The 15862-nt window shown below is 61.3% G+C and carries 14 protein-coding genes; 11 read left to right on the top strand and 3 right to left on the bottom strand.

Going from position 1 to position 15862, the window contains the following annotated elements; genetic code table 11:
* Nucleotides 1–150 precede the first annotated feature (150 nt).
* The 9 genes from polA to rsfS all read left to right on the top strand — a co-directional run bounded on the left by polA (nucleotide 151) and on the right by rsfS (nucleotide 9637).
* Complete coding sequence (gene polA, locus FJE54_RS13860; RefSeq protein ID WP_139653387.1) at nucleotides 151–2775, top strand: DNA polymerase I; 2625 nt, start codon at nucleotides 151–153, stop codon at nucleotides 2773–2775.
* A 210-nt stretch (nucleotides 2776–2985) separates the two neighbouring features.
* Nucleotides 2986–3543 carry a 50S ribosomal protein L21 gene (gene rplU / locus FJE54_RS13855; RefSeq protein WP_139653386.1) on the top strand — a complete coding sequence of 186 codons (558 nt, stop codon included), beginning with the start codon at nucleotides 2986–2988 and terminating at the stop codon, nucleotides 3541–3543.
* A gap of 18 nt (nucleotides 3544–3561) precedes the next feature.
* Nucleotides 3562–3813 (top strand): 50S ribosomal protein L27, encoded by a 252-nt coding sequence (rpmA, locus tag FJE54_RS13850; protein WP_139653385.1) that lies wholly within the window; start codon nucleotides 3562–3564, stop codon nucleotides 3811–3813.
* Nucleotides 3814–3938: 125 nt separating this feature from the next.
* Nucleotides 3939–5333 (top strand): GTPase ObgE, encoded by a 1395-nt coding sequence (gene obgE, locus FJE54_RS13845; protein WP_139653384.1) that lies wholly within the window; start codon nucleotides 3939–3941, stop codon nucleotides 5331–5333.
* 9 nt (nucleotides 5334–5342) lie between these two features.
* Nucleotides 5343–6458: a glutamate 5-kinase gene (gene proB / locus FJE54_RS13840; protein ID WP_139653383.1), complete on the top strand. Its 1116-nt coding sequence runs from the start codon at nucleotides 5343–5345 to the stop codon at nucleotides 6456–6458.
* Complete coding sequence (locus tag FJE54_RS13835; protein ID WP_139653382.1) at nucleotides 6455–7762, top strand: glutamate-5-semialdehyde dehydrogenase; 1308 nt, start codon at nucleotides 6455–6457, stop codon at nucleotides 7760–7762. The genes proB and FJE54_RS13835 overlap by 4 nt, the downstream gene beginning before the upstream one ends.
* A 1-nt stretch (nucleotide 7763) precedes the next feature.
* Nucleotides 7764–8420: a nicotinate-nucleotide adenylyltransferase gene (nadD, locus tag FJE54_RS13830; protein WP_139653381.1), complete on the top strand. Its 657-nt coding sequence runs from the start codon at nucleotides 7764–7766 to the stop codon at nucleotides 8418–8420.
* 118 nt (nucleotides 8421–8538) lie between these two features.
* On the top strand, nucleotides 8539–9222 hold the full coding sequence (yqeK, locus tag FJE54_RS13825) for a bis(5'-nucleosyl)-tetraphosphatase (symmetrical) YqeK (RefSeq protein WP_139653380.1): 684 nt from the start codon (nucleotides 8539–8541) through the stop codon (nucleotides 9220–9222).
* Nucleotides 9179–9637 (top strand): ribosome silencing factor, encoded by a 459-nt coding sequence (rsfS, locus tag FJE54_RS13820; RefSeq protein ID WP_139653379.1) that lies wholly within the window; start codon nucleotides 9179–9181, stop codon nucleotides 9635–9637. The genes yqeK and rsfS overlap by 44 nt, the downstream gene beginning before the upstream one ends.
* Here rsfS and FJE54_RS13815 read toward each other — a convergent pair.
* The 3 genes from FJE54_RS13815 to FJE54_RS13805 form a co-directional block, all read right to left on the bottom strand.
* Entirely contained in the window at nucleotides 9634–10923 is a 1290-nt protein-coding gene (locus tag FJE54_RS13815; protein ID WP_139653378.1) for a chloride channel protein, read from the bottom strand. The genes rsfS and FJE54_RS13815 overlap by 4 nt on opposite strands.
* Before the next feature lie 5 nt (nucleotides 10924–10928).
* On the bottom strand, nucleotides 10929–11912 hold the full coding sequence (locus FJE54_RS13810) for a P1 family peptidase (RefSeq protein ID WP_139653377.1): 984 nt from the start codon (nucleotides 11910–11912) through the stop codon (nucleotides 10929–10931).
* Nucleotides 11913–12012: 100 nt separating this feature from the next.
* Nucleotides 12013–12975 carry a LysR family transcriptional regulator gene (locus FJE54_RS13805; RefSeq protein ID WP_180326747.1) on the bottom strand — a complete coding sequence of 321 codons (963 nt, stop codon included), beginning with the start codon at nucleotides 12973–12975 and terminating at the stop codon, nucleotides 12013–12015.
* Between the two features lie 320 nt (nucleotides 12976–13295).
* Between FJE54_RS13805 and FJE54_RS13800 the strand changes: the two genes are divergently transcribed.
* Together FJE54_RS13800 and FJE54_RS13795 are read left to right on the top strand one after the other, a co-directional pair.
* A complete protein-coding gene (locus FJE54_RS13800) occupies nucleotides 13296–15476 on the top strand; it encodes a molybdopterin-containing oxidoreductase family protein (protein WP_139653375.1) in 2181 nt (726 codons plus the stop codon).
* Nucleotides 15476–15811 (top strand): 4Fe-4S dicluster domain-containing protein, encoded by a 336-nt coding sequence (locus FJE54_RS13795; RefSeq protein WP_139653374.1) that lies wholly within the window; start codon nucleotides 15476–15478, stop codon nucleotides 15809–15811. The genes FJE54_RS13800 and FJE54_RS13795 overlap by 1 nt, the downstream gene beginning before the upstream one ends.
* Nucleotides 15812–15862 lie beyond the last annotated feature (51 nt).

The following is a 15862-nucleotide window of genomic DNA, read 5'->3' as shown; positions in this document are numbered from 1 at the left end:
TCGGATACGCAGCGCGCGGTCGTGTTGCACCGAATCTGCGGGCTTCGTAGAGCAGACGTGTGATCCGCCGTCCTTTTGGGTATCGCGCATACCGTCGAATCGATTCTAGTCTATACTTTCCCGTGAACGAAAACGATGGAGGACACCCCTATGCCAAAAAAGATAGCCGTTATCGACGGCAATTCGCTGATGCACCGTGCCTACCATGCAGTACCGCCTACCATGAACGCTCCCGACGGCAGGCCCACCAACGCCGTGTTCGGGTTCGTGTCCATGCTCTTGAAATTCGTCGAGCTGGAGAATCCCGATGCCATCATCTGCGCGTTCGACGAGGGTCGCCCTGCGTTTCGCATGGAGGCGCTTGAAGCGTACAAAGCCCAACGGCCTCCCATGGACGACGATCTCAAGGTTCAGTTTCCTATGATCGAGAAGCTGCTCGAAGCGATGGCGATTCCAGTCGTACGTGTCAAAGGCTGGGAAGGCGATGACATTTTAGGGACGATCGCCGCTCGGGACGAAGCGCTCGGCTACGAGACGCTGCTCGTAACGGGCGACAAGGATGCCTACCAGCTCGCATCCGAGCTTACACGCATCGTCACCACGAAAAAGGGGATCACCGATGTGGCGATGTACGGGCCTCGCGAGGTGGTGGAACGCTACGGCATCGAGCCTTCGCAGGTACCCGATTACCTCGGTCTGAAAGGCGACCCGTCCGACAACATCCCCGGCGTCCCCGGCATCGGGGAGAAAACCGCCTCCAAGATTCTCCAGCAGTACGGATCACTCGAAGACGTATATGCGAACCTCGATAAGTTCCGCGGCAAGCAGCTCGAGAACCTCAGCAACAACAAGGATGCAGCGTTTTCGAGCCGTCGCGTTGCGACCATCGTGTGCGATCTCGATTTTCCCCTCGATCTCGAAGCCGTTGCCTTCCCGGCTTTTGATGAAGCGAAGGTGACCGAAGCGTTCGGTTCGCTTCGGTTCAACGCCCATCTCAAGAAGGTGCTTTCGCTTGCAAGCGGAACGAGCAGAAGCCAAGCCGATCTCGCCTGCGAGCCGATTGTAAAGGGCCAAGCCGCAAATCAGCTTCTCGAAGAGGCGATCGCGAGGGGGGAGCGCCTTGGCATCGCGTTTCAGGAAAGCGACCAAGCATCGCTGTTCGATGCGGGGCTGATTCTTGCGGTGAACGCCTCGGATGGAACGGCCCTGTTCGAACAAGACGATGCGCTCGGCGCCCTTGCTCGCATCGTGTGCGAAGGAGCATTCGCGGCGCTCGATGTAAAGAAGGCCATCCAGTACGTGTATCCTGCAGACACATCGCTCAAATCGCTGGTGGCGGATCGGGACCTTTTGGCCATGGATGCGTTCGATCTGGGGCTTGCGGCATACGTGATGAACTCGTCGGTGAGCGAGTACACCTACAACGCGCTGCTCGATGGCTTCTGCGGCGGCGTGATGCCCGAGGCAGAGAGCGACGAGCGTGCAGCCGTTCTGAACGCCGCCGCCGCGCGCACGCTCATCGAGCCATTGACTTCGGCGCTCGTCGAGGACGGGGGTTGGGAAGCGTGCAGCGAGATCGACTTCCCGCTTGTGGCCGTGCTTGCCATCGTCGAGAGGACGGGGGCGGAGATCGACGTTGAGCGCCTCAAGGCCCTCGGCGAAGGCACGCAAGCCGATCTCGACGAGCTTTCCGCCCAGATATACCAGACGGCGGGCGAGGAATTCAATATCGATTCCCCGAAGCAGCTTGCCCATATCCTGTTCGAGGTGATCGGGCTTACGCCGACCAAGAAAACGCAGCGCGGATACTCCACCAACGCAGCGGTCCTCAAAGAGCTCGCCAAGGTGCACGAGCTTCCCGAGCTCATCATCCGTTACCGCGAGCTCGCGAAGATAAAATCTACCTACATCGACGCTTTGCCCCGCATGCGCGGAGGCGACGGGCGGCTCCACACCTCGTTCAACCAGACGGTCACGACCACAGGCAGGCTCTCGTCTTCCGATCCTAATCTACAGAACATTCCGGTCCGTACCGAGTTCGGCAGGCATATCCGCGAATGCTTCATCCCGCTCAAACCCGACCACAAGTTCCTCTCAGCCGACTATTCGCAGATCGAACTCAGGCTCTTAGCCCACCTTTCGGGCGACGAAGGGCTCATCGAAGCGTTCTGCTCGGGCGAGGATTTTCATGCGCGTACCGCTTCGCGCGTGTTCGACATCCCCGTCGACCAGGTCACGCCCGAGCTTCGCAGCCGGGCGAAGGCCGTTAACTTCGGCATCGTCTACGGGCAGCAGGCCTACGGGCTCGCCCAGAGCCTCGACATACCTTACGGCGAGGCCAAGGAGATGATCGACCGGTACTTCGAAGCGTATCCGCGGGTGCGAACCTATCTTGACGAAACGATCGAGCAGGCCACGGCATCGGGTTGCGCGGTCACCATGTTCGGGCGCAAGCGCCATATCCCCGAGCTCACGGTGGGCAATCAGGTGCAGCGCGGTTTCGGAGAACGCACCGCCATGAACCATCCCATGCAGGGATCGGCGGCCGACATCATCAAGCTTGCGATGTCGCGCGTCGAAAGGCGTCTTGCCGAAGAGGGATTCGAGGCGAAGCTTCTGCTGCAGGTGCACGACGAGCTGGACTTCTCGGTGCCGGTATGCGAGATCGAGCCGCTTTCCGAGATCGTGCGCGATATCATGGAAAACGCCGCCGAACTCAAGGTGCCGCTCGACGTGGACATATCCTACGGAGATAACTGGGCCGAAGCGCACTAGGCGTTGCAAAAGGAGCGCGGCAACTTCGGTCAGCAGGGCGGCTTTCATGCGTTCGATGCGCATCGAGCATTCCAGTGGCCGAGCGCTCTATGCTTGGGTGCGCGGATACTATGTGCGCCTCGAATATTTACGGGTATTTTATTGACTTGGGCTTTTTCGGCTGATAAGATATCGCCTTGCGTTTTGACACATTTCAAGGAGACATAACTAATGTACGCTATTGTGAAAACCGGTGGAAAGCAATATAAAGTTGCTCCCGGAGACGTTCTGGAAGTTGAGAAACTCGAAGTCGAGCCGGGCAAAAAGGTCGAACTCGAGGCAATCTGCATCGTCGACGGCGAAAAGGTCGAGGCCGATCCGGCCAAGGCTGCAAAAACCAAGGTCGAGGCTGTGGTGCTCGAGCAGTTCAAGGGCGAGAAGCAGCTCGTGTTCAAGTTCAAGAAGCGCAAGAACTACAAGAAGATGCGCGGCCATCGCCAGAACCTGACCCGTATCCAGATTGCGGCTGTAGGATCTGCTAAGGCGGATGTCAAGGCCGATAAGCCGGCTGCGAAGAAGGCCGATGCGAAACCGGCTGCCAAAGCGGATGCTGCCGAGAAGAAGCCTGCGGCTAAAGCTGCTGCCGAGAAGAAGCCTGCGGCTGCCGAAGACAAGAAACCTGCGGCTAAGAAGACCGCTGCCAAGAAGGACGACGCGGAGGCAAAGCCCGCCGCCGAGAAGAAGCCGGCAGCGAAGAAGTCCGAAGCTGCATCCGAAGACGCTGAATAACGGAAGGGAGGATTCGACATGGCACACAAGAAAGGTCTTGGATCTACCCGCAACGGTCGCGATTCGCATGCACAGCGACTCGGCGTCAAGAAGTTTGGCGGCGAGAGCGTGATCACCGGCAACATCATCGTTCGCCAGCGCGGTACCCATTTCCACCCTGGCGACAACGTCGGCCGTGGCAAAGACGATACCCTGTTCGCTTTGTGCGACGGTACGGTCGAGTTCACCAAGGGCAATCGCCGCAAGGTGCACGTCCGTCCCAGCGCGTAAACGCAACTGCGGCGCAACGGCGTACGCAAACCGTGAACCCGGTGCCCCCTGCCATCGCAGGGGGCATTTTCGTATACAATGGTCGAGCAACCCGATTCGCACACATGCGAGGAGTTTTTACCCCTATGTTCATCGATAAAGTCAGAATCTTCGTAAAAGGCGGCAACGGCGGTGCCGGGTGCATGTCGTTTCGCCGCGAGGCGCACGTTCCCAAAGGCGGCCCCGACGGCGGCGACGGCGGGCACGGCGGCAACGTGGTCATCGAGGCCGATGCGGGCGTCTCGTCGCTTATCGACTACCGTTTCAAACACCACTTCAAGGCAACGCGCGGCACGCACGGCAAGGGATCGAAGATGCACGGTGCCAACGGCGAGGACCTTGTGCTCAAGGTGCCGGTTGGCACGGTCGTGCGCGAGTACAGCGAAGAAACCCGCGAAACCGGCGAGATGATCGCCGATCTGACGCATGACGGCGAACGCGTCATCGTCGCGAAAGGCGGCGTCGGGGGGCGCGGCAACATTCACTTCGTCACACCGACGCGAAGGGCGCCTGCCTTCGCCGAGCTCGGCGAACCTTCTCAGGAGGGCTGGATCGAGCTCGAGATGAAGCTCATGGCCGATGCGGCGCTTGTGGGCATGCCCTCTGCGGGTAAATCGTCGCTCATCGCCAAGCTGAGCGCCGCTAAACCTAAGATCGCCGATTATCCGTTTACTACGCTCGTTCCGAACCTCGGCGTCGCGAAAAGCGGCGATTACAGTTTCGTGGTGGCCGACGTTCCCGGTCTCATCGAGGGTGCGCATGAGGGCAAAGGGCTCGGGCATGAGTTTCTCCGCCATATCGAGCGCACGGCGCTCATCGTGCATGTGGTCGATCTTACGGGCGATTACGAGATGCGCGATCCGCTCGAAGACTACCGCATCATCAACGAGGAGCTGGCGCTTTACGCCGACGAGCTTGCGCAGCGCCCCCGTATCGTCGTGGCGAACAAAATCGACGTCGCAGGAACCGAAGAGGCGGCAGACAAGCTTGCCGCACAGGTACGGGCCGATTCGATCGAGGCTGCCGGAGGAGACGAGTACGCGCCGAGTCCGATCGATCCGAAGCTGTACCGCATCAGCGCGCTCACGGGCGCGGGCGTCGGCGAGCTCAAGGCTGCCGTTGCGGCGAAGGTGCACGAACTGCGCGAGGCGGCCCGCGATGAGCTGGCGGGCGAGGTGCAGTACGATCATATCTGGGAGCACAAACGCGAGGAGCGCGACAAGCGCTTCGAGGTGGTAAAGCTCTCCGATAACATCTTCCGCGTCCAGGGTCCCCTCATCGAGCGCATGGTCGTGCAGACCGATTGGGAAAACGACGAGGCGATCGCGTTTTTGCAGCACCGCATCAAGCGGGCAGGCGTTGAGCGCGCACTTGAACGTGCGGGGGCTGTCGACGGGGACGAGATACGCATCGTCGGGCGCTCCTTCGAGTTCGAATCGGCGAACACGGCGGAAGACATGTACAAGGATCTCGATATCTAAGGCAATGCGGTGAAGAAGACTCTCGTCATAAAAATCGGCTCCTCGACGCTTACGACAAGCGAAAGCTCGATCGATTACGCGTACCTCAGCCGGCTCGTCGATCAGATCGCGCGGGTGAAAGCACTCGGATGGCAGCCGATCATCGTCACGAGCGCCGCCATCGCCTGCGGCCTGGAAGCGCTTGGCATTGAAAAGCGGCCAAGCGATATGCCCAGCTTGCAGGCTGCGGCATCGGTAGGGCAGAGCGTGCTTTCAACCGCCTATGCCGAAGCGTTCAAACCCTACAACATCATGACCTCGGTCGTATTGCTCACGCGCCGCGACACCGCCGACCGATCGGCGTACCTCCATGCGCGCGATACGTTCTCGCGCCTGCTCGAGCTCGACGTGGTGCCGGTCGTGAACGAGAACGATACGGTGTCGGTCGAGCAGATTCGCTTCGGCGACAACGATACGCTTGCGGCGCTCGTGGCCTGCTTGGTCGATGCCGATCTTATGGTGATCCTTTCCGATATCGACGGGCTTTACGATGCGAACCCCCACCACGTGCCCACGGCGAAGCTCATTTCCCGTGTCGAGAAGATCGATGCGTCTGTCATGAGCGTAGCGGGGGAAGCGGGCACGACAGTGGGCAGCGGCGGCATGATAACCAAGATCGAAGCGGCGCGCGTGCTCATGGTGGCGGGCATCCCGATGGTCATCTGCAACGGCAGGACGCCCAATGCGCTCATCGACATCGCAGGAGGAAAGGCGGTGGGAACGCGGTTCGTGGCCGCCTCGAAGCCTCACGAGATCACGCCTAAGAAGCTCTGGATCGCGCTCGGCGATTCCGCACGGGGTGCGCTCATGGTCGATGCGGGTGCAAAAACCGCGCTCATCGCGAAGGGAAGCTCGCTTTTGCCGGTGGGTATCTCCGGCGTCGAGGGGAGTTTCGAGGCGGGCGATATCGTGGACATCAAAGACGGATCGGGCCATCTGTTCGCCCGAGGCAAGGTTTCGGCGTCGAGCGACGAGCTCCAGCTTGCCCAAGGGCTTTCGCAGGACGTGCTCAAGGCGAATCGGCTTTTGGCCGGGCTCTCCCATAAACCGGTAATACATCGAGACGAATTGGTGGTGTTCGAATGACCGATCAGGTTCAAGAAACGGAATCGGTGCGCTCGGTCGCGCTTGCGGCGAAAGGCGCTTCGCTCAAGCTCGGCTGTACTTCGGCCGAGGCGCGCAACGCGGCCCTTTTCGCAATGGCCGAGGCGCTGCGCGAGCACGCACGCGAAATCGTCGCCGAGAACGTACGGGACATGGATGCCGCCCGCGAGGCGGGTACCGCAGAAAGTCTGCTCGACCGCCTCATGCTCGACGAAAACCGTGTCGAGGCGATGGCTGCGGCACTTGAAGACCTCGGGGCGCTGCCCGATCCGCTCGGCGTCGTGCAGGTGCACCGCGAGCTCGAAAGCGGCATCGATCTTAAGCGCGTGAGCGTGCCGCTCGGCGTGGTGGGCATGGTCTATGAAGCGCGTCCGAACGTTACGGCCGATGCGGCAGGCATCTGCGTGAAAACGGGGAACGCATGCGTACTGCGCGGAGGTTCGCTTGCGGCGCGCTCCAATACAGCAATCGCCCGCATTCTCCACGAGGCTGCCGTGGCCTCCGGGCTTCCTGAAAACTGCATCCGCGGTATCGAAACGACCGATCGCGCGGCGACCGACGAGCTCATGGCGCTTCACGGCATCGTGGACGTGCTCATTCCGCGCGGCGGTGCGGGGCTCATCCGCCATTGCGTTGAGCATTCCAAGGTGCCGGTCATCGAAACGGGGACGGGCAACTGCCACGTGTACGTGCACGCTACGGCGAACGAGGCTATGGCGCGCGACATCGTGATGAATGCGAAGTGCCGCCGCTTTGGCGTGTGCAATGCCGCAGAGACGCTGCTTGTGGATACATCGATCGCGCGCGCGTTTCTACCCGGTATGCTGGCCGCCCTTGCGGGCGAGGGGGTGCTGCTCCACTGCGACGAGGAGGCATACGCGTGTGCCTCTTCTGCGGGCCTTGTTCGGGGGGCGCAGTTCGTGGCGGCAACCGATGAAGATTGGGACACCGAATACCTGGCTCCCGAGCTGGCCGTCAAATGCGTAAGCGGCGTGTGCGAGGCCGTCGAGCACGTGAACCGCTACGGCACCAAGCATTCCGAGGCCATCGTGGCGGATCAAAGCGATGCGGCGGGCGCGGCGGCTATCGAGACGTTTCTTTCGCAGGTCGATGCAGCGGCGGTGTACGCGAACGCGTCGACGGCGTTCACCGACGGCGGGCAGTTCGGTATGGGCGCCGAAATCGGCATCTCCACTCAAAAGCTCCATGCCCGCGGCCCCTTCGCCCTCGAAGCGCTAACCTCGTACAAGTATGAGCTGCGCGGCACGGGGCAGGTGCGCAGCTAGTATGGCCGTCGTATCGGAACGCTTCGACGGCCTCGGCCTCGCCGATCCCCGCAAAACCTATCGTCTCGGCATCATGGGCGGCACGTTCGACCCCATCCATATCGGACACCTCGCCTGTGCCGAGCAGGTGCGCGAGATCTACGGGCTCGACGCCGTCATCTTCGTGCCGGCGGGCAATCCCGTGTTCAAACGCGACAAGCAGGTCACTTCGCCCGAGCACCGCCTTGCGATGTGCAGGCTTGCGGTTGCAAGCAACCCCGCATTCGATGCGAGCTCTATCGAGATCGAACGAGGCGGCGATACCTATACGGTCGACACGCTCAGACAGCTCAAGGCGCACTATCCCGCAAACGTGGAGCTGCATTTCATCACCGGGGCCGACGCGGTATTCAGTATCGTGAAGTGGCGCGAAAGCTCGGAAATCGCGAAACTCGCCCAGCTCATCGGCGTAACGCGCCCCGGATACGAGCTTTCGGCCGAAAAGAAACGCTATTTGGCCGAACGCTCCGATTTCTCGGTATCCTATACTGAAGTCACGGCGCTCGCCATCTCGTCGAGCGCGTTGCGCGAGCGGGTACGCGCAGGCAAGTCGATCCGCTACCTCGTCATGCAAAGCGTGCTCGACTACATCGCCGAACACGGACTCTACGCATGCTGATCTGCCAAGCCGTACGGACTCATGTCGAAACGGTGCCGCGGGGGACACGGCTTGGATCGGTACTTGCGCTCAAGCGTCGCCTCGCCGATACTGAATGTGTGGAAGGAGGGACGATGCCATGGCAGATGAAACGTTGACCGACGAGTATTTCGAGGCCGCGAAAGAGCGGTTGCGCATGCGGCTTGACAAAGAGCGCTACGAGCATTCGCTGAGCGTCTCCGATACGGCCGTGCAGCTTGCACGCGCGTACGGTGTCGACGAGCGCAAGGCCCGCCTTGCCGGACTCCTCCACGATTGGGACAAAGGCTACTCCGACAAAGACATCACCGAGCGCGCCCAAGAGCTTCGCGTTGCGGCGAACCCCGTCGTGCTCGAGAGCATGCCGCGCCTTCTTCACGGGCCGACGGCTGCCATCGAACTTGCGCGCGAATTCCCGGGAATCGGCGAAGATGTGCTCCAGGCGATCGCACGGCACACGTCAGCCGAGGTGGGCATGACCGATCTGGACATGATCGTCTACACCGCCGATGCGATCGAGCCGCTGCGCCCCTTCGACAGCATGGCAGCCGTAAGGGATTCAATCGGCGCGGTGAGCCTGGAAGAGCTGTTCCTGGGCACGTTTCAACACGTGATCGCTTTTCTCGTGGAGAAGAAGCGCAGGATGCATCCCGATACCGTCAAGGTATGGAACTATTACGTTGAGCGGGCGAGGAGCGCTCCGGCGCCCAAATTGCCCGGCTCGAAGAAGAACCTCAGACATGCACAGGGAAAGGAAGCACGTGACGCACACGCCGACCGCTAAGGAGTGCGCGCTCATCGCAGCGCGCGCCGCCGACGAGAAGAAGGCGACCGACATCATGGTCCAGGAGGTCAAAGACCTCATCTCCGTTACCGACTACTTCGTGATCGCGACTGCGGCGAACAGCCATCAGGTCGAAGCGATCATCGATGAGATAGAAGAGCAGGAGCGATCGCTCGCCGGCGTAAAGCCGCTGCATCGCGAGGGCACGACAGACGGCCTGTGGGCGCTTCTCGATTACGGCGATTTCGTCGTGCACGTGTTTCAGCCCGAAACGCGCGAGTACTACCGTCTCGAGGCGCTGTGGAACGACGCCCCAGTGCTCGATCTTGCGGTCGAAGCGGGACTGACCGATATGGAATACTCCGAACGGATCGCCAAGCTTCTCGAGGCTGCACGCGCAAAAACGGACGCTTAGCCTTCCGCCTGCCGTTCGGGCGTAAGAGGTTCGGAGGAATTCTCGGGCTTAAGGAACGCAGGCAGGGGGATCGCCGAACCCACGACGGCCCCCACGAGCATGATCACGACGCCCTTGACAGGAAAGCACAGAAACAAAAGCAGTACTGCCATGAGCGGTTGGCGCATGACGCCCCCGACCACGGCGGCCGTGCAAGCGCACAGGCAGAATACGGGATCGGCTCCCGTGAGCATCGCGCATCCGTAGCCGATCGAGATGCCGGCGAAAATGACGGGGAAGAAGTGTCCGCCGCGCCAGCCGGTGTGGATGCAGAACGGCGTCGTGAAGAGCTTCGCGAACCCGGTGAGCACAAGCACAAGCGCGGGCATCGTCGTCCAAGTGGCTTCGAGCACATGGGTTTGGCTTTCGCCGGCGAACATCGTGAACGGCAACACCATGCCGCACGATGCGAGTACGACGCCCCCGATGACCGCCTTGATGACCGGCCTGTTGCCGAGCAGTGTCGAAAAGCCTTCCGAGAAACGGTCGAATAGATGGTAGAGCCATCCGCCTGCCGCTCCGATGAGCGTGAGGGGAACGAGCCAGATAAGCTCGGTCGCGCCGATGGAGATGTCGGTGAACCGGGGAAGCCCCATGCCGCCCCCAATAAGGGCGCCGAGTCCCATGAAGGCCCCGAGCGCACCGGCGATGGCGCAGAGGTACACGATGATCTTCGAGGTTTTTGGCAATACGAGTTCGTCTTCGTCGTCGTTTCCGTCGGCGCTGCCGTACAGGGGTGCGGCGAATCCGTAGAGGGGTGCGGTGAAGATGGCGGAAAGCGCAGCCGAGGTGCCGATGGCCGTGAGGTTCTTGAAATCGGAGCCGAAGCGCTTCATGCGGTCGCCGACCCAGGTGCACAGTCCTGCGATCGCCCCGGTGAGTCCCGCTTCGGGGCCGATGCTGCCGCCGAACAAAAGCGGCAGGAGCGCGGCGAGCGAGGATACGCCGATGTCCTTGTACTCGTAGCGGCCGTTTTTCTTCACTTTCTTCATGACGGAGTTGAGCTCTTCGGGGTACGGTCCGAACCGCTTCTGGTACAGTCCGATGATAAGGCCGCCGATGGTGCAGATTACGAGGGGGAAGAATGCGAAGTGGAGCTTTTCGGGCAGCGTCTTCCAGATGAAGTTCAAGCCGATGTTCATGAGGAAGAAGAACAGCCAGATAAAAGCGCCCGCGAGCGCCCCGGTGAGGATGACCGCGACGAGGAAGAGCGAGCGGTTGCGCAGCTTGTGGAAATCGACAGCCATAGCCCTTACGCTTCCTCGCCCATCGCAGGGTACCCATAGGCGGGTTCTGCCGACGATACGGCGGCATAGATGGCTTGCTGCATGGCTTCGGTTCCCATGGCGGCTACAAGATCGGCGGGCGCTTCAATTTCGCCCGAGGCGAAGGAGAACACGGTATCGCCGTCATTGGAGGTGTGCACGGGCTTGATGGCGCGCGCATAGGCGTCGTGGCAGGTCGAAGATACCTTTGTGGCCTGCGCCTTCGAGAGGCGCGCGTTGGTGACGACGACGCCGATCGTCGTGTTGGGGCAGGGTTGTTCAGCCGAAGCTGCGGCGGTCTGAGCGGTCATTGCGCGGGCCGCAACCTCGAAGGCAACGCCCCCGTCCATCACCGATCCGTCGTCAGCGCGGCAACCCGCGATCCAGGTGCCGTCCTCGTCGCGCACATTCCCGAGCGCGTTCACTGCCACGAGCGCTCCGACGACGAGTTCGCCGAACCGCATAACATGGTATCCGAACCCGGATTTCATGGCGCGCTCGCCCCCGAGAAGCTTGCCGACGGTGGCTCCCGTGCCTGCACCCACATTGCCCTGGGAAAGCGGTTCGCCCGCAAACGCCGCCTCAACGGCCGCCCGACCCATGGCTTTATCGGGATGAGCCTGCTCGCCTACCAGCAGATCGAACAAGCATGCGCCCACTACGATGGGCACCCGTGCGCACTCGACGGCGAACCCGATGCCCCTCTCGGCAAGTGCGTCCATCACGCCCGAGCTCGCTTCGAGGCCGAAGGCCGAGCCGCCCGACAGCACGACTGCATGCACCGCTTCGATCATGTTCTCGGGTTTGAGGAGGTCGGTTTCTCGTGTGGCCGGACCTCCGCCGCGCACGTCGACGCCGCACGCCGCCCCCTGAGGAGCGATGATGATGGTGCACCCGGTGGCGGCTTGGGCATTGTGCGCGTGGCCGAACCGAAACGCAGTCAGGTCTTCGAGGCGTGCTTGTTCGAACATGGTTGTCCCTTCGATCAACGTATGGCTGGCATTGTACTACGAGCTTTGCCCGGGCAGTGCAGAATGTCGCGCAACGGCAACCGGCGCTGTCGACGCACTGCTACGACCGACGCGCGCCTGTGAGGGGATGCTTCGCCAGATACGGCCCGCAGGCTTCTTCAATGCAGGATTTGAAGCGGTCGATGTAGGAGCGGGTGCATCCATCGGTGTCGGCGTCGGGCGCGTAGACGAACCCCACCGTGAACGAGGCGGCACCTTTGATCGGCAGCGAAAGGGTTTCGCCGTCGTTTTCGCTCATGTAGGCGCTGAAAGAATCACTGAACGTGACGGCTCGTCCGCTTGCGACGTACTCGTTGATCATCGAGAGGTTCGAGGCGTGCATGATGACCTGTTCGAACGGGTGCTCGTGGAACATGTCGCCGAGTATGGTTTCGAGTACGGGTTCGTTGTAGTAGGCGATGGGCATGCGTGCGATCTCGTCGATCGAGTAGGCGCGTTTGCGCGGCGAGAGCAGCGCCTTCGTGCCTGCGATCACGATGTTCGACCGAAACAGCGGCACGTAGTCGGCTTCGAGGTTTTCCTCCAAGCAGGCGAGCATCCTGTCGGGAACGACTACCATCGCAGCGGTCGCGGATCGGCGGGCGGGGGCGGCTGCGTCGTGCAGTATTTCGGGAAGGCTCTTCTCCACGAGGATCACGTCGCGCAGCCCGTAGACTTCAAGCACGTCTTTCATGAGCGTGAACAGCCCGCTTGCTGCAAACGGCATGGCGATGAGCCTCATCGGCTCGTGTGCTTGGGAGCGTTCGGCATGCATGCGCATGGCTTCTTCGAGCGCCTTCTGGTCCTCGATGCACGTGCGGGCGAGCGGTACGAGATCGCGGCCTGCGTCGGTAAGGCGGATGCGCTTGCCCATGCGCTCGAACAGATCTACGCCGAGTTCGCGCTCGAGCGTCTGCACGGCTTTGCTGAGCCCTTGCTGGGAGACGTAGAGTTGGCGGGCGGCTAAGGAGAACGAGCCGGTTTTAGCCACCTCGAGGAAATACTGAAGCGATTCGATCCGCATGCGTGCCCCCAACCTGTACCGAACCTTCTTACATGATAGCAAAACCCCGCACGGTTTGCTCGGCTCGGCAGGACGTACTCCTTGGAGATACGTTCCGTGCATGCTCGCTGCCCACGCACCTCCCATGCTCAAGAGCATTCGGTCCGTTTACAACGTGCGGTTGTCTATCGAGAACCTTTCTCTGTTGGACAAAGCCCATCGGCCGCTCTACGATGAGCGAAAAGGCGGCGACGTGCGCAAACGTCGGCGCTCGTACCGAACTGTACCGAAAGGGGGTTTGCGGGGTCGAAGCCAAGACGGGATACGCGAAAGGAGCGGTTATGGGCGTTAAGAAAACCAAGACCATGTGCACGACGTGCCACGCGCGATGCGGGGTGATCGTGTACTCCGACGAAGACAACAAGATCATCAAAGTCGAGGGTGACCCCGATAATCCCAAGTCTGCAGGAGTCATCTGCGGTGCGGGCATGTCCCAGCGCGAAATCCACAACAACACCGAGGGCCGCATCCTCTATCCGATGAAGCGCGTCGGTGAGCGCGGATCGGGCGAATGGGAGCGCATCACGTGGGATGAGGCGCTTGATGCCATCGCGGACAACTGCAAGCGCATCATCGCGGAATACGGACCCGAGGCCATCATCACCGGGCAGGGCACCGGCCGCACGACGAATCACTGGCATTGCCGTTTGAACTCGTCGCTCGGTCTCGAGGGCTGGTCGCTCGTACCGACGCACGTGTGCCTCATGCCCCATATCTTGCCCAACGCCATAAGCCTCGGCATCTACAGTCCGGCTTCGGGGGATCTCGGCAACTCCAAGACCATGGTGCTTTGGGGTCAGAACCCCGCTATGGAGCGCGCCTTCACGAAGATCCTGTACGACAACCAGGCGGCGGGCGCGAACCTCATCGTCATCGATACGCGCTTTCAGGACATGTCGAAGCACGCCGACCTCGCCATCCAACCGCGCCCCGGCACCGATGCGGCGCTCGCATTGGGCATCATGCGCGAGATCATCCGCAACGAATGGTACGACCGGGATTGGATCGATAAGTGGACGTACGGATTCGACGAGCTTGCCGAGCGCGTCGAGGAATGGACCCCCGAGAAGACGGCCCAGGTGTGCGAGATCACGCCCGAAGAGGTTATTACCGCTGCTCGAATGATGGGGACGGAAGGCCCTGTCGGCATGATGATCGGCCTCGGACCTGGATGCATGCATTCAAACGCCATCCAGAACGGCCGCGCCCTGGCCTGTTTGCAGGGGCTTCTCGGCTGGATCGACGTGCCGGGCGGTGTCAGCGTACCGCTTTCGTTTTCCGTGATGCTCGATGACAAGATCACGCTGTGGGACGGCAAGGATCCGGGACGTCCCGACCTGTTCACGTTCGGCGGCGAGGAGCACCCGCTGTACAAATCGTTCGGGCGTTCGAACGATCCGCATGCGACGTTCGAAGCCATGATCACCGGCGAGCCTCGGCCCGTGAAGGCGTTCATCGCCATTGCGAACGACCCGCTTCTGTGCTACGAGAATACGCATCTCACGTACGAAGCTCTGACGTCTCCCAATCTCGAGTTCATCGCGGTCAAGGATTTCTACTTCTCTCCGACGGCGAAGCTCGCCGATATCGTACTGCCCTCTGCCGACTGGTCTGAGCGCTGCACCTACGACGAAGAACTCGACGGCAACCTCATCCTCGCGTTCGATCAAGCGGTCGAAGCGCCGGGGGAGTGCTGGGACGATTGGCGCTTCTTCCTTCAGTGGGGCAAGCGCATCAAACCCGAAGACTGGCCATGGGAAAACGAGAAAGACATGGTGCTCTGGCGTTTGAAGGAGTTCTACGGCTTCGATGTGACATGGGACGAGTTCCAGGCTGTTCCCGTACGCTCCACCGAGCCGGGCGGTCAGGCGGGCGAGCCCGTGTACAAGAAGTACGAGAAAGGCATGCTCCGGCCCGATGGCAGCCCCGGGTTCCCGACGCCTTCCGGGCGCGTGGAATTCTCCTGCGCGACCATGGCGGCGTTCGGCTATGATCCTCTGCCCGATTACACCGAGCCGGCCGAGAGCCCCATCAGCCAGCCCGAACTTGCGAAGGAATACCCGCTGACACTCATCACAGGCCATCGCGTGTACTCGTTCTTCCACTCCGCGTGGACGAACATTCCCTCGCAGCGCAACCTCTATCCCGATCCGTTCGTGCTTGTGCACCCCGACGATGCGCGCGCGTACGGCATCACCGACGGGGAATGGATCACGATCTCATCTCCGCGTGGACATATCATCTCAAAAGCCGAGGTGACACGCGAAACCAAGAAGGGTGTCATCGCGGTTCCCCGTCCCGGTTGGCGTGACGAATGCCCCGAGCTCGGGTTGCCCGGGTACGGCTGGGATAAGGCGAACGGCAACATCCTCGTTCCGTCGGTTCCTGCCGAACCGGGATACGGCGCAACTCCCATGCGCTCGTCTTTGTGCAAGATCGAATCCGGAAGGGGGGATTTGTGATGAAACGGGTTGACGGCGAAGGCATCGCCCTGCTCCTCGATCTCGACGACTGCACCGGCTGCTTCGGATGCGAATCGGCCTGCCGCGAGACGCATCGCTATCCGTACGACGAAGACTGGATGAAAACCGAGCGCCGTGCGCCGTTTCTCGTCGACGGCAAACTGCGCCAGTACCACCTGGTAGCCCCGGTGCTCGACAAGTGCCGCGCTTGCTACAACGACGATCCGACCCCGCTGTGCGTGACGGGCTGCCCCGCAGGAGCGCTCAAGATAGGTTCGCTCATGGATATGGTGCGCGAAGCCGAAGGACGCCACTGCACCATTTTCACGGCGTAGCCGGTTTATGCACCCAAATACATAAGAACGGAAGCCGCTGCGGCCCGCCAG

This window comes from Raoultibacter phocaeensis (assembly GCF_901411515.1).
In the GTDB taxonomy this organism is placed as follows: Bacteria; Actinomycetota; Coriobacteriia; order Coriobacteriales; family Eggerthellaceae; genus Raoultibacter; species Raoultibacter phocaeensis.
The sequence above is the reverse complement of the archived record's forward strand: the minus strand, read 5'-3'. Positions and strand labels throughout refer to the sequence as shown.